Source organism: Niastella caeni, assembly GCF_004834005.1.
Lineage (GTDB): Bacteria > Bacteroidota > Bacteroidia > Chitinophagales > Chitinophagaceae > Niastella > Niastella caeni.
In genome coordinates this window covers 68,060-82,398 of sequence record NZ_STFF01000014.1, presented here as the reverse complement: position 1 = coordinate 82,398, position 14,339 = coordinate 68,060, and the positions used below count along the sequence as shown (strand labels likewise).

The window sequence follows — 14,339 nt, the reverse complement described above, 5'->3', positions numbered from 1 at the left end:
CACATTTATTACCTTTGGTCGCCATCCAAACAAACTCTAATGCAAAAAAAATGGTATCTCATTGAGAACATCGATGAACTGGATTCTCCGGCCCTGGTCATATATCCTGAACGGGTAAAAGAAAACATTTATACGATCAAGCGCATGATCGATGATCCGCAGCGACTGCGCCCACATGCAAAAACCCATAAAACAAAAGAAGTAACGCAACTAATGCTGGCTGCCGGCATCAACAAATTCAAATGCGCTACGATTGCAGAAGCAGAAATGCTGGCCATGTGTGGAGCATCCGATGTGTTACTGGCTTATCAGCCTATCGGCCCCAAACTACAACGCTTTGTTCAGTTGACGCAACAATATCCCAGTACTCATTTTGCCTGTCTTATTGACAATACAACCAGCGCCGAGGCTATTGCCCGTGAGTTTGTAGCTGCAGGTGCTACCATTTCCGTTTATATCGATCTGAATGTTGGACAGAACCGAACCGGCATTGCACCCGGGGAGCAAGCTGTTGCCTTATATAAATATTGTGCGCAGGCAAGCGGTTTAGCGATGATGGGGTTGCATGCCTACGATGGACATACCCGCGGCACGTTGGAAGAACGCAGAACTGCCAGTAATGAAGCATTTGCCAAAGTAGAAGCCATGCAAAAAACATTGCAATCGACAGGCTATTCAGATATAAAGATCATTGCCGGCGGAACGCCCAGCTTTCCCGTTCATGCCAAACGCGCTGGGGTGGAATGCAGTCCGGGTACATTTGTTTTCTGGGACCAAAGCTATCTCGATCAATGCACGGAGCAACCCTTTCATCCGGCAGCATTGGTGGTAACGCGTGTTATTTCATTACCCAATTCTACCCATATTTGTGTTGACCTCGGTCATAAGTCAATAGCCGCAGAAAACGATATCAGCAAACGGGTTTACTTCCTCGATGCACCGAACCTGCAACCTGTTTCGCAAAGTGAAGAGCACCTTGTATTGCATGCAGGCGAAGGCCATGGCTATCAACCTGGCGATGTGTTGTACGGCATCCCGCATCATGTTTGCCCCACCGTAGCCTTGTACGACAGCGCTTATACCGTTGAAAACGGAAAGGTTAGTGGCGAGTGGAAGATTGTGGCCAGGAACAGAACGATTAGTTTGTAGTTTGCGGTTTGTTGTTTGTGGTTTGCTCTATACGCAAGCCCGCAGACTGGTGCTTAGCTCCTGATAAGGAATGCAGAATAGTCGTGAAGATTGATTACTATTATTTATCCCGAATAAAAGAACAACAAACCATAAACCACAAACCATAAACTGATATTAAATTCACAAATGATACATTATAAGAAAAATTCCTCATGAATACTATCAAAGTTGGCCTCGTTGGCTTCGGTATTTCAGCAAAAGTATTTCATGCCCCGTTTATCTCTACCAACCCCAATTATAAATTAGTAAGCGTAGTAGAACGACATAAACAGGAGTCGAAGGAGAAGTTTCCCGATGTTCAGGTGGTTAGAAGCATTGATGAGCTGTTGCAAAATGATGCCATCGACCTGGTAGTGATCACTACGCCCAATGAAACGCATTTCCCCTACGCAAAAGCTGCACTGGAAGCCGGCAAGCATGTGGTATTGGAAAAGCCAGTCACCAATACATCGGCTGAAGCCAAACAATTGGCCGATATCGGTCATCGCTCCGGAAAAGTATTGAGCGTTTACCAGAACCGCCGCTATGTAAGTGATTTTTTGACCATCCAGGAAGTCCTCGATAAAAAACTGTTGGGCGAAGTACACACTTTTGAAGGACATTACGATCGCTATCGCGCAGAAGCGCGCCCCCAGGCTTGGCGCGAACATGAATTACCTGGCAGTGGCATTTTGTTCGATCTTGGTCCGCACCTGCTTGACCAGGTATTGTACTTGTTTGGCCTACCCAACACAATAGCAGCAGATATTCGCAAGCAACGCCAGCATGCCAGAGTTGATGATTATTTTGACCTGCGGCTTGATTATGGTTTTTTGAAAGTGATACTGCAAGCCGGTATGTTGGTGCGCGAACCCGGACCGCGTTATTTAATTCATGGTACCCACGGATCATTTGTAAAATCGGGCGAAGACCCACAGGAAACCCTGCTGCGTGCAGGCGCTTTACCTGTTGGCGAAGATTGGGGGAAAGAAAAAGAAGACATTTATGGCATACTGCATACAGAAGTAGCGGGAAAAATAATTCGTGAGCGCTACCCTTCTCTCAAAGGCGATTATGCCGCGTATTATAAAAATTTACAGGAAAGCATTGTAAACAAAAAGCCGGTGCGGGAAAGAATAGAACATGGTTATAACACGATCCGCCTGATTGAACTGGCTTTTGAAAGCCATCAAAAACAAAGCACCATTTCCTGTACAGGTTTACTTCCTGTTGCTTATCGGTAATATGGGTTTTCTCCACTCCATCGGAGAAGGTTAGGGAATGGCTTTTATTCAAACTTCAACGGCGGGCCAACTATTTCCATGCCATGAATGCGGTACAATCGTTCAAAATCACGTAACGTACCGTTGGGCAACTGACCGGCCTGCTGAAAGAATTCATCCATGGTGCCGGCTGGTTGAAATACCAGGAGTATTCTGCCGTTTGTTTCACTGACCCTTGAATACGTGTGGGGAATTTGCCGGGGTGCAAAAACAGCATCGCCTGCTTTGGCATTAAAAATATCATCGCCTACCTTGAAAACAAATTCACCTTCCAGGATGTAACACCACTCATCCTGCGTATAGTGAAAATGAAATGGCGGTCCTTCTTTATCCATATTGAAAGTATCGTACACACAAATACCTCCCCGGCTATCATTGGCTGACACTTTACATTCATATGTTCCGCCTAAAAAAGTTACTTTCTCATTAAAGCGATCCTGGCCGGCTTCTATTTTAAAGCCGTGAGTTACTTTGATCTCCATAAATGTATTTGATTAAAACGGGCAGTTCCTGAAGTTACAAAAATAACTTCATATTAACATGAACATTAACAACAAAGGTGTGCCACACTTTTAATAGCATGGCACACCTTTGTACGTTCGGGGATGGCAATTTATTTTCCTGTTACGGAAATATCAGTGATGTCATATTTCGCATTTGGCGGCGCATCAAACATCATACAATACACACAATCATTTGGTACCGGTTGAGTAACTTTAAAATAAAAGGTTGTACCAGCGCTTAATTTATCAGCGACCTTACATGCGTTGGTAACTGAAAACACATTATCATAAACAGCGTTGTTGTTCTTCATGTCCTTCCAACCATCTTCACCAACGGTATCGTCATTCAATACCTGTACCACCAGGCTGGCACAGGAAGCCCGTATTACCTTGCCCTCAAGATAACCATCCCTGGTATTCTTCTTACTACATTTAAACGCAAAAATTGGCAATGCAAGCAAAACAAAGAATATCTTCTTCATACGTTTTTTTTCTTTTGACTGTTAACAAGGTACGATCGTTGCATTACGAGCTGTTAAAATCTACACCCCGGCAATTAACAAATTACATCCACGGATATCGCTCGTATCAACCCTCCCCAACACCTCAAAACTTCCATCGGCTGTAACAATGCCTACATCATCGGTAGCAATAAAAGAACAGGAATATAAATTAGCCAGGTCAATTACATTTATTACACCGCTGCCGGATAACCGAACATCGAGCGGATCATCATCCTGCCGCACCAATACTTTCATCCAGGGCGGACAATTAAAAACACCATCCCCGTATGAATAGGCTTGTGATAACAGTTCGGTCATGCCATACTCTGAATGAATAGCATGGGTTTGAAAGGCTGTCGTTAGCAACAAGTGCACTTCTTCCCTTGTCATTTCCCGGCGGCGGCCTTTCATGCCACCAGTTTCCATTACTACAGTATGTTGTAACGGCATGGGATATTTCTCTGCAAAATCGAGCAGGCCGAATGTAACGCCGATTAATATGGTTTTCTGTCCCTGCTTTTCAAGTTCCTGTAAAACGGCCGCCAGCTTCTCATGTTCATATAAATAAAATCCGCTGTGGGCGTGCCGGCTGAGTTTGATCATTTCATTGACCATTACCACCAGCGAAGAGTTCTGGCGTTCGAGGTAAGCAGGCAATAACCCGATAACACACCAGTCGGTAACAGGTCCATAAAACTGCTCCCAGGCCTGTAAAAAACTGCGGCGGTACATATTCAGATCTTTTACATAATGCCGGCTGTTTACGGTTTGGGTGGTGCCGCTGCTCTCAAAAACGGCTTCCGGTTCAAAAACAGTGGTTTTTATGTCGGTAGTCTTAAAAAAACGGATGGGTAAAAAGGGGATCTGGTCAATAGACCGCACATTTGACCCAACTATTGACAGCGCATTTACGTAATGCTGATAAATAGCATTATTATTGTATTGGAATTGGAAAACGTCGAGCGCCAATTGTTCAAAATCAGCCTGTTCAACGGTAAAAATTTTATCTTCTATTTCACAAATCATAAATTAATTACAGACTTTTGGCTTATAAATTTGTACACGATAATTAAAACATATGCAAAAGCTTGTTTTATATAGCGCCCTTTCCCTGATACTGTTTGTCGCCTGCAGCAAAGATAAGTTCCAGGACGCTCCTTCTGTTACAATAAAATCTATCACTCCAACCCAGGTTCCCCTGCAAAGCAGTATGGTAATGGAACTGGAGTTCACAGATAAACAAGGGGATGTTGATTCTATTTTTTTAATAAAATCACGGCTCAACAGCGTTCAGGTACCGGTACTAAACAACTTTTACCTGCCCTTTAAATTGCCTGATTTTCCCGAAAAAACAAAAGGCGACATCAAAATAACCCTTACTTACAATGAATACCTGGTAACCGCTCAAAAAGCCAGGAATCAACCGGGCGCTCCCAATGACAGAGAACCAGACACCTTAAATTTCAAGATCGTGCTGAAAGATAAAAGCGGTAACGTAGGCGATACCGTAATTACCGACAATATTGTTGTAGAACGGTTTAATTAGCACTGTTTGAATTCCCGGCTGAAGGATGATTAAATATTTATTTGATTGGTTCCTGTTCACCAGTTGTTTTATTGCCGGTTGTGCCTTGCTGATGGTAGTTCAATGTAACCAATTGCTTCATTTGCAGTACGACTATACCGGTTACCTGGTTTTTGTATTCGCTTCTACCCTTTGCAGTTATAACTTTCACTGGTACCTGAGCGCCAACGCAACCAGCGAAAACGCGCGGGTGCAATGGACACAACAACATAAAACCCTGCACCTGGTATTGACCGCAATTGGCGCCGTGGTTTCAGCCTGGTATTTCTTTCATTTTATAGCACACTGGTTCTGGCTGAGTGGCGCAGTACTGCTTACCTTTCTCTATTCTGCCCCCAAATTGCAATTTGGCCCTTTTGCCTGGCTTAGCAGGATCGCTGTTGGCAAAACGCTGTTCCTGGCCTTTGTATGGATGTATGTAACCACTTTTCTTCCCATTGCCATTGACAACCATCACTGGAACGAAGCAGCCTTGTTATTTTGTTTAAGCCGTTTCCTGTTGATTTATGCCATTTGCATCATTTTCGATTACCGCGACCGGGATTATGATAAAAAAGCGGGTATTCGCAGCATGATCACCTATTTTAACGAAAGAGGCATCAACAACCTGTTTGCGCTTTCGTTACTCGGGTTTACAGTAAGCACAATCGGGTTATATTTCTACCAACTTTCTGCGGCAACCATTGTTCTATTGCTTATTCCCGGGGCTATTGTAGCCGCATTATATCCCCTGGCTAAAAAGAATTTTAGCGACTACCTGTACTACTTTGTACTGGATGGATTAATGATGTTTTCGTCGCTATTGACTATATTCATTCCAAATAAGTAGTTTTGCGCCAATTAAATCAATAATTTTATCATATATAGAACAGGGTTTTACCTTTTAATACAGTAAATATGGCTAAAAGTAAATCGACCGCTCCTGCTGCCTCCACACTCCCGGAAAAATCATATAAATTCCTTAAGACCTATATCAATACCCCTTCGCCTGTTGGCTTTGAAAGCAGCGGACAGAAATTATGGTTAGACTATATAACTCCGCTGGTTGACACCACTTTTGTTGACCCTTACGGCACGGCAGTGGGTATCATCAATCCTAAAGCCGAGTTTAAAGTGGTTATTGAAGCCCATGCTGATGAAATCAGTTGGTTTGTAAACTACATCACACCGGAAGGGCTGGTGTACCTGAAGCGCAATGGCGGTGTTGATCATATTATAGCGCCCGGACAACGGGTATTTATTCATGGGAAGAAAGGACCGGTAAAAGCCGTTTTTGGCTGGCCGGCTATTCATACCCGGTTACATAACCCCGATGCAAAAGACCCGCAACCCAAAGTGGAAAACCTGTTCCTCGACAGCGGTGCACGCTCGAAAAAAGAAGTTGAAGAACTGGGCATTCATGTCGGCGCCGTGGTTACCTACCAGGACGGTTTTGATGAGCTGGCTTATGATTATTTAATTGGCCGCGCCTTTGACAATCGTGTTGGCGGATTTATGATCGCTGAAGTGGCCAGGCTGTTGAAAGAAAACAAAAAGCAATTACCTTTTGGTTTATACGTAGTTAATGCCGTGCAGGAAGAAGTTGGTTTACGCGGTGCAGAAATGATTGCCCGCCGCATAAAACCCAATGTGGCCATCATAACTGATGTTACGCACGACACCTATACGCCCATGATCAATAAGATCATTGAAGGGGATGTAAGTTGCGGGAAAGGGCCTTCGCTGGCTTTTGGTCCGGCCGTGCATAACAAGCTGCTGAACCTGGTACAGGACGTAGCGGAAAAGAAAAATATACCCGTACAAATGCGCACGGTTTCGCGCAGCACAGGCACCGACACCGACTCCTTCGCCTATGCCAACGACGGTTGCCCATCTGTTTTGATCTCTATTCCATTACGCTACATGCATACTACTGTTGAAATGCTGCACAAAAGCGATATAGAGAAAACCATTCAATTAATGTACGAGACTTTATTAACGCTAACGCCTAAAACAAATCTGAGCTATTTGTAATAGTAATGAGGCGACTATTTGATGGCAGCTTTATGTTTTCTGAAGCTTTTGAAGCCGAAAAACAAACAGAGCGCCAGCAATAAGAATAGCCCGTAAGTGGTAATTATTCTGAACATAAATTGCGATTGTCCAATCGCAAGATTGTCTCCATACATAGCATAATACGGCCTGGTATAAAAGATCTTTTTTCCCCGTTCAAGCAAATTTTTAGGGATTTGCCTTTTTAGGAAATCGTTAAAATAGAACCTGAACGAATTGTCTTTGTGAAAATAATACCGGGCCGTATGAGCTACCTGGCTAAATGGCTTCTGCACTATGCTATCTCCATCAAAATAAGCCGCCACCAGGTCAGGATCATCACCAGGGTATTTCAACAAACGGGATACATCGATCACATTTAAAAACTGATCGCCTTTTTTTATTGATACTGTTCTTGCCAAAAGATCAACGTACGACCAGCGGTTAATTTCTTTCAACCATACTTCAGCAAAGACGTGCCCCCCAGTAGAGATATTGCCATTTATGCCATCTCCGCAACTGACAAGGCGCACAGGAACCCCTGCTTTACAGGCAAAAAATGCGAATATTGATGTATAGTTGCCACACCATAATTTTGATTTTCCTGCCTGAACATACTTTAACTGGTTAACCGGTGATAACGTAAACAAAGCATCATTAGGAACACCATCCATGCCTTTAACTCTTTGCAAAACAAAATGGGTTATTTTTAAAACCCGTTCTGCCGAACTGTCATCAGGCATTATATTCATTGAATCCTTTAAATAAAGCGCCGCCTCTTTATTGTCGGCCTCGCTGTTAAAATCATCAAAAGTCAATGCCCAGTCATTAACGCTATAAGTATGTCCTGATTCAATGGGAATGTTTGAACCGGTTACTTCAAAAGCTCCGCCGCCTGAATTTCCCGCCTTTCTGTATACAGAATCGGGCGTATGGTCCATTTCAATAATTACATCGCCGGGCAGATCATTAACCTTGATATAATATTTCCTTCCACCCGGCAATGGTTGAAATGTAAGCTCCGGGGCTTTAACCTCAGTGAGTAAAACATTGTTATGATAAACCTTAAACTCGTTTACTTTTTTTATGGCACTTCCGCTAAAGGCAATAGAAACCGAACGGTGATCGTTATGAGTGAAACGGGTTATTCTTATTTGCTCATTCAAATCATACAGGTGATTATAACCCGGCACAACGGCATAGGAAAAGTCCATTTCTTTTCTGGCAATAAAATTCAAAGCGGCTACTAAAAGAAATAGTATTAAACAAAGTATAAATCGCTTATTCCTGACCATACAAAAAGCGGCAATATGAGCACCTGCCAACGGGCAAAATAGCTCTTTTAATTTCTAAAAATCAATAAAATAAACAATATTTTTTACCTACCATTTTCTTATTTACTTTTATTTTTAAAATTTGTCGGTGTTCACTAATATCTTTTTATTATACGTTGATCCCGGTAGTGGCAGTTATCTGATACAGATGATCATTGCCGCTATCGTAGGGGCTTTGTTCTATTTCAAAAACATCTGGTGGAGAATCAAAGCATTTTTCTGGAAGCCTAAAAAAGAGGATGCAGAGGGGGAAGATATTACTAAATGACAAGCTATACACGTCATCCTTCATCATTTAAAGATCCCTCGGGTTATGTATTTGAAGCAGAAGGGAAAATTTACCGGCAGGTAAATCAGTACTATGCTGCGCAATACCGCCAGTTGATGGAATCCGGCCTGTACAAACAACTGCTAAGCCAACAACGGCTAATTCCCCATGTAGAGGTGGTCGAAAATATGACCAATTCGCAGGAATGGTACACTACCCTGTTGCCCGAACGGCTTCAAACTATTTCTTACCCATACGAATGGTGTTTTGAACAGTTGCAGGATGCAGCTTTGCTTACCCTTACTGTGCTGAAAACATCTTTACAGCATGGCATGATACTCAAAGACGCCACACCGTATAACATTCAATTTCATAAAGGGCGGCCAATCTTCATCGACACCCTGTCGTTCGATACGTACGATCCAAAACAACCCTGGATCGCCTACCGCCAGTTCTGTCAATGTTTTTTGTTTCCCTTATACCTGGAGCATTACTTAAAAAGCGATATACAAAGAATACTCAGCACTTATATCGATGGCATACCGGTTGACTTTATAGCCAAGCTATTGCCACTTAAAAGCCGCCTGAGCCTGGGCGTGTGGTTGCATGTGTACCTGCAGCACACCACCTCAACCAGTACAAGGGCGGCTAACAAACACACCGCAGCTTTTAGTAAAAAGAAGCTGCTGGATGTGATCAGCCATTTGACCAACATCATTGCCAATTTCCCAAATAATAAAACGTATAAAACCACGTGGAGCAATTATTATGAGGATACGATCCTGAGCAAGGATTACCTGCAGGAGAAAGACAAGATCGTACGGGCGTTTTGCCAAAACAGCAAAGCCCGTAGCGTGCTGGACCTTGGCGCCAATGATGGTTATTTCTCCAGGTTATTTGCGAGCTACCAGATGCAGGTGATTGCCACCGATGCAGATAACCGCTGTATTTCGAGACTGTACCAGGAGGTGAAGAAAAATAACATCGACAACATTCTGCCGCTGATCCTGGATATTGCCAACCCCTCCCCCGCGATCGGTTTCAACAACCAGGAACGCGCCGCTTTTCACGATCGAATCAAGACTGACCTGGTAGCAGCCCTGGCGCTCGTTCATCACCTGGTTATTGGTAAAAACATTTCATTACCTGTACTGGCTGACTATTTCAATAGTATTGCCCCTGAACTCATCATTGAATTTGTACCAAAAGAAGATGAAAAAGTGCAGCAGATGCTGAAAAGCAGGCCTGATACCTTTGTAGACTACGATCAGTCGCATTTTGAGCGTTATTTCTCTACGCATTTCGATATTATCGAACAGGTACCTGTACCTGGCACTCACCGCATTTTATACAGGATGCGAAGAAAACGGTAACCAGCTTTCCGATAAACAACCCATGAAGATCATTCAAAATATACAAGAAAGGCTTGGTAAAAGCAGTTTGTTTCTGATACTCTTACCTGTATTCTATTTACTGCACATGGTAACGGAGTATTACCCCATGCTTACGCTGAAGGATCTGTTTATACCAGTAACAGCATGGATGCTTGGCTTGCCCGTGTTATTGTTTCTTGCCATTCGTTATATTAAGGCATCGTGGGTACAATATGCCATGACCTTCTTTTACCTGGAAATTGTTTATTTCTTTTTTTCCACTATCTACTTATTTATTGAGAAATACATTCCGTTTTTAGCTCATTACAAATACCTGTTGCCATTAATAGTTGCCATCGGTGTCTTTCTATTTATTTCCAGCCGGAAAAAGAAGGCGCCGCCATACCGGTTCTTTCTGTATTTAAATACGCTGCTGATCATATTGGTAATAGTGGAATGCATACAATTGGTGATAAAAACGCTTCCTGAGAAAACATTCACTGCACTTCATCAATCGAACGGCGATCTGCCGCAACTGCCCCCATGCGATAGTTGTATAAAACCAGATGTGCATTATATTGTCTTTGATGGATATGCTGGTTCGGATGCGTTACAACATTTTTGGCAATACGACAACAGTGCTTTGGATTCATTTTTTCGCACCCATGGATTTTACAATGTCGCCCACGCAAAAAGCAATTATAATTATACGTCTTTTTCCATAGGCAGTATACTGAATATGGACTACCACCAACGTGCATTTGATCAAAAAATTGATTTGCTGTTATATTGCGAGGGAATAAAAACCATTAAAAACAACCCGGTGTGCCGTTTGTTTCAGCAATTAGGTTATACCATCATAAATCAATCTTTTTTTCCTATACCTGGTGATAAGCCGCGTCAAAGCATCAGTTATCTGAGCAATAAGAAAGCGATTTTGATGAGCCCCACTTTACCATCACGTCTGATAAATGATATTGGCTGGCAGGCTGGCATTAAACAATTAACTTTTAACAGCAGCCGTTTTATTGAAGAAAATACCGCAAACAGCCGGTTGAGTTTGCAACAGCTACAAAACACATACAAGCAATTAATGCAGATTGCCGGTCAGCAACACAAAAAACCGGCATTTGTATATTCCCATTTTATGTTGCCGCACAAACCTTATTTATTCGACAGTACCGGGCACTTAACTCCTGATTCAACCTGGCATAACAACAGTTATAAAAAGGCAAGCTATCTTTCCCAACTAAAGCATACGAACACCGTGATCAGAAATATTGTAACCCAATTACTAAAGCCGGGCAACCGCCCGCGGGTCATCATCATTCAAAGCGATCATGGGTACCGTGAATTTCCTAAAAACCTGAAACAACTGGAATTCAGCAACTTAAATGCTATATATTTTCCCGATCAGCAGTATACCGGTTTGTACGACAGTATTTCTTCCGTTAATACTTTTCGGGTTATTTTGCGAAAATATTTTAATGCACCCCTACCTTTATTAAAAGATTCAACGGTGTATATTCGCCATTAATTAATTGAAAACAGCATGATCAGAAACGACTGGACAATTGAAGAAATACAGGAAATTTATAATTCTCCGCTGCTCGACCTCATTTATCGTGCTGCCAGCGCTCACCGGCAGTATAATAACACCGGCGAAGTACAGGTTTGTACGCTGCTTTCCATAAAAACCGGAGGCTGTTCTGAAGACTGCGCCTATTGCCCCCAGGCAGCCCGATATAATACAGGTGTTAATGTACATGCATTAATGCAAAAAGACCAGGTGTTGGAATACGCTGCCAAAGCAAAGGCCGCCGGTTCAACCCGTTTTTGCATGGGCGCCGCCTGGCGTGAAGTAAGGGATAACCGCGATTTCGACCGCGTTATAGACATGGTGAAGGGCGTAAATGAAATGGGCATGGAAGTGTGCTGTACGCTGGGTATGCTCACCGAATCACAAGCCCAAAAACTGGCCGATGCCGGTTTATATGCCTACAATCATAACTTAGATACGTCTAAAGAATACTATAAAGAAATTATTTCAACCCGCACCTATAACGACCGCCTCGATACGCTTGATAACGTGCGCAAAGCCGGTATCTCTGTTTGCTGCGGTGGTATTGTGGGATTGGGCGAAACACATGCCGACCGAATTAAAATGCTGCATACGCTGAGCACCATGCCCGAACATCCTGAAAGCGTGCCCATTAATGCACTGGTACCGGTAGCCGGCACCCCATTGGAAAATAATCAGCAGGTAGATGTATGGGATATGGTGAAGATGATCGCTACGGCCCGCATCTTAATGCCTAAAGCGATGGTTCGCTTAAGTGCAGGCCGCGCAACCATGAGCGTTTCTGACCAGGCATTGTGCTTTATGGCCGGGGCTAATTCCATCTTTACCGGTGAGAAGTTATTGACCACGCCCAACCCTTCTTTCGATGAAGACAAAGCGATGTTTGATTTGTTGGGGTTGACTCCGAGAGAAGCTTTTAAAGAAGAGAAAGAACTTGTTGGATAATAGCATTGCGAAGTAAGAGGTAAGAAATACAAAAGTCCGAAGTCAACAGAAAAAACTGGCTTCGGACTTTATTATTTAAGTAAGTTTTGCATTTGCTTTAAGCTTACAGTTTTTTGCTTTCAGCTGTATTGCGTGGAGCTTGCAGCTGCTTTCCCCTCACACCGCCCCCAAAATATCAACAATCTCTTTACAGAAATACTGCTGTCCATCCATCACCAGCATAATAGCTCTTATCATTTCTTCACCGGAAGAGTTTTTGGTAACATAACCATTAGCGCCCGCATGCATCAGGGCATTTACATAAGGAAGATCGGTATGAACCGAAATGCCGATGATGCGGATGTCATCGGTAAATTCACGGATAGCCTTGGTAGCGTCGATACCACTAATTGGCTCCATGTTGATATCCATCAAAACAACATCTGGCGAAAGCGTCTTACAGGCTTCAATAACCTGGAATCCGTTCTCGCATATGGCAATAATAGAAAGCCGTTTATCCCTGCTGAGCAGCAGGTTCCAGGCCTCCCGTACCAGTTTGTGATCATCTGCTATAATCACTTTGATCATTAAGAAAAGGTTTAATTAATGGCAAAAATTAAGATTACTGATTTTGTGGGATAAACAACATTCCATATCCCTTAAATTTTAAAACTTTAAGGAAAGCGGTTAATAATAATTAAGGGGAAACAATTACTTATTTCCTGCGGTGTTAAAAAGCCCGCCTGAGCCGAAATAATCGTTTAGCCTGAGGTTTAAGCCGAATTGGTTATATGAAGAGTTATTTTGATAATAACTCCTCGCGTAGCGGATCTGGATTTTTTTAAACAAAACGCCTACACCCATTGAAAAACCGTTTAATCCGTTGCCGGCGTTCGTTATATTTAATTCTTTGCGGCGGAGGTAATTATAACCGGCAGTTATTTCAACTTTATCACCAACGTATAACTGCACGGCCAGTATAACATGTCTGAAAAACTTGTCAAATATATATTTTTTTTCCTTGCTATCCTGCGCCCCGCCTAATTCGTTTGTAAATAAAGTGTCATTATAACGAGTATCAAAACGGTGCAACTGAAATAGTGTAAGCGAGAACTGTACCGGCGCATGTGCCAGGCGTTTTGAAATACCCAATTGCAGGTCGAACGGCAGATCGCCCGCGCTGCTGCCGGCATACCGCTTTAGCTGCGCCCCCATGTTTTTGGCAACCAGGGATGCCTGCCACAAATGGGCCGAATCGAAGTAGGTAATACCCGCATCCATGGCCACCCCTGAAGAACGATAGATACCATACGAAGAATGAATGAACTTGGCCGTTACGCCATAATGCCAGCGCTCCCCATATTGACGGGCGGCGCTTACCTGTACTACATAATCGGAAGGACGCATATTGCCCAATACGTTACCCGAAATATCTGTTTCGGCCATGGAACCATAACTGAAATAGTTAACCCCTGCCGCAAACGTGGTCTTAAGGGGTTCATTGCGAAACCCTGCCATCACGTGATAGTTCTTTATACCCGCATAAAACGAATTAAACACCATGGAGGTATGGGTGTGCATGGCAGCACGTAATAAAGCCGGATTGTTAAAGGCCAGGCCAATATCAGCGGTTTGATTGGAAATGTTAATCCCGCCTAAAGCGGTCAACTGGGGTGTATTGGAAAGTTGTAAAAAGTTATAAACCGTACTGCCGCCCAATGTTTGTGCATGAGTTCGGGCAAGGATAAATAAAAAAAGTAATATATACAGTCGTCTTGACACG

General features: G+C 43.1%; 15 protein-coding genes. 9 read left to right on the top strand and 6 right to left on the bottom strand.

Features of this window, described 5'->3' with window-relative positions:
* The first annotated feature begins 39 nt into the window (after positions 1–39).
* Together FAM09_RS29115 and FAM09_RS29110 are read left to right on the top strand one after the other, a co-directional pair.
* Positions 40–1,149: a D-TA family PLP-dependent enzyme gene (locus FAM09_RS29115; RefSeq protein WP_136580693.1), complete on the top strand. Its 1,110-nt coding sequence runs from the start codon at positions 40–42 to the stop codon at positions 1,147–1,149.
* 194 nt (positions 1,150–1,343) lie between these two features.
* A complete protein-coding gene (locus FAM09_RS29110) occupies positions 1,344–2,414 on the top strand; it encodes an oxidoreductase (RefSeq protein WP_136580692.1) in 1,071 nt (356 codons plus the stop codon).
* A 44-nt stretch (positions 2,415–2,458) separates the two neighbouring features.
* Here the strand turns inward: FAM09_RS29110 and FAM09_RS29105 are convergent, their stop codons facing one another.
* The 3 genes from FAM09_RS29105 to FAM09_RS29095 form a co-directional block, all read right to left on the bottom strand.
* Positions 2,459–2,935, bottom strand: a complete 477-nt coding sequence (locus FAM09_RS29105) for a cupin domain-containing protein (RefSeq protein WP_136580691.1) — start codon at positions 2,933–2,935, stop codon at positions 2,459–2,461.
* 131 nt (positions 2,936–3,066) lie between these two features.
* Positions 3,067–3,438, bottom strand: a complete 372-nt coding sequence (locus tag FAM09_RS29100) for a hypothetical protein (RefSeq protein ID WP_136580690.1) — start codon at positions 3,436–3,438, stop codon at positions 3,067–3,069.
* A 60-nt stretch (positions 3,439–3,498) separates the two neighbouring features.
* On the bottom strand, positions 3,499–4,485 hold the full coding sequence (locus FAM09_RS29095) for a LuxE/PaaK family acyltransferase (RefSeq protein WP_136580689.1): 987 nt from the start codon (positions 4,483–4,485) through the stop codon (positions 3,499–3,501).
* Between the two features lie 52 nt (positions 4,486–4,537).
* Here FAM09_RS29095 and FAM09_RS29090 point away from each other — a divergent pair, with 52 nt between their 5' ends.
* From FAM09_RS29090 to FAM09_RS29080, 3 genes are all read left to right on the top strand, one after another.
* Entirely contained in the window at positions 4,538–5,005 is a 468-nt protein-coding gene (locus FAM09_RS29090; RefSeq protein ID WP_136580688.1) for a hypothetical protein, read from the top strand.
* A gap of 25 nt (positions 5,006–5,030) precedes the next feature.
* Positions 5,031–5,873, top strand: coding sequence for a UbiA family prenyltransferase (locus FAM09_RS29085; RefSeq protein WP_136580687.1), 843 nt, complete (start codon positions 5,031–5,033; stop codon positions 5,871–5,873).
* Positions 5,874–5,941: 68 nt separating this feature from the next.
* On the top strand, positions 5,942–7,057 hold the full coding sequence (locus tag FAM09_RS29080) for a M42 family metallopeptidase (RefSeq protein ID WP_136580686.1): 1,116 nt from the start codon (positions 5,942–5,944) through the stop codon (positions 7,055–7,057).
* Positions 7,058–7,071: 14 nt separating this feature from the next.
* Here FAM09_RS29080 and FAM09_RS29075 read toward each other — a convergent pair whose 3' ends face one another.
* Entirely contained in the window at positions 7,072–8,289 is a 1,218-nt protein-coding gene (locus FAM09_RS29075) for a transglutaminase-like domain-containing protein (protein ID WP_136580685.1), read from the bottom strand.
* Positions 8,290–8,497: 208 nt separating this feature from the next.
* Between FAM09_RS29075 and FAM09_RS29070 the strand changes: the two genes are divergently transcribed.
* Genes FAM09_RS29070 through bioB form a run of 4 tightly spaced genes read left to right on the top strand, consistent with a single transcriptional unit; the run spans position 8,498 to position 12,577 of the window.
* Positions 8,498–8,677, top strand: coding sequence for a hypothetical protein (locus tag FAM09_RS29070; protein ID WP_136580684.1), 180 nt, complete (start codon positions 8,498–8,500; stop codon positions 8,675–8,677).
* Positions 8,674–10,050, top strand: a complete 1,377-nt coding sequence (locus tag FAM09_RS29065; RefSeq protein ID WP_136580683.1) for a class I SAM-dependent methyltransferase — start codon at positions 8,674–8,676, stop codon at positions 10,048–10,050. The genes FAM09_RS29070 and FAM09_RS29065 overlap by 4 nt, the downstream gene beginning before the upstream one ends.
* Entirely contained in the window at positions 9,956–11,587 is a 1,632-nt protein-coding gene (locus FAM09_RS29060; protein WP_166437308.1) for a sulfatase-like hydrolase/transferase, read from the top strand. Before FAM09_RS29065 ends, FAM09_RS29060 begins: the two co-directional genes overlap by 95 nt.
* 15 nt (positions 11,588–11,602) lie before the next feature.
* Complete coding sequence (gene bioB / locus FAM09_RS29055) at positions 11,603–12,577, top strand: biotin synthase BioB (protein ID WP_136580681.1); 975 nt, start codon at positions 11,603–11,605, stop codon at positions 12,575–12,577.
* Between the two features lie 156 nt (positions 12,578–12,733).
* On the opposite strand, the gene FAM09_RS29050 is transcribed toward bioB, so the two are convergent.
* Both FAM09_RS29050 and porQ read right to left on the bottom strand, forming a co-directional pair.
* A complete protein-coding gene (locus FAM09_RS29050; RefSeq protein ID WP_136580680.1) occupies positions 12,734–13,144 on the bottom strand; it encodes a response regulator in 411 nt (136 codons plus the stop codon).
* A 123-nt stretch (positions 13,145–13,267) separates the two neighbouring features.
* On the bottom strand, positions 13,268–14,338 hold the full coding sequence (gene porQ, locus FAM09_RS29045; protein WP_136580679.1) for a type IX secretion system protein PorQ: 1,071 nt from the start codon (positions 14,336–14,338) through the stop codon (positions 13,268–13,270).
* Between the last annotated feature and the right edge of the window lies 1 nt (position 14,339).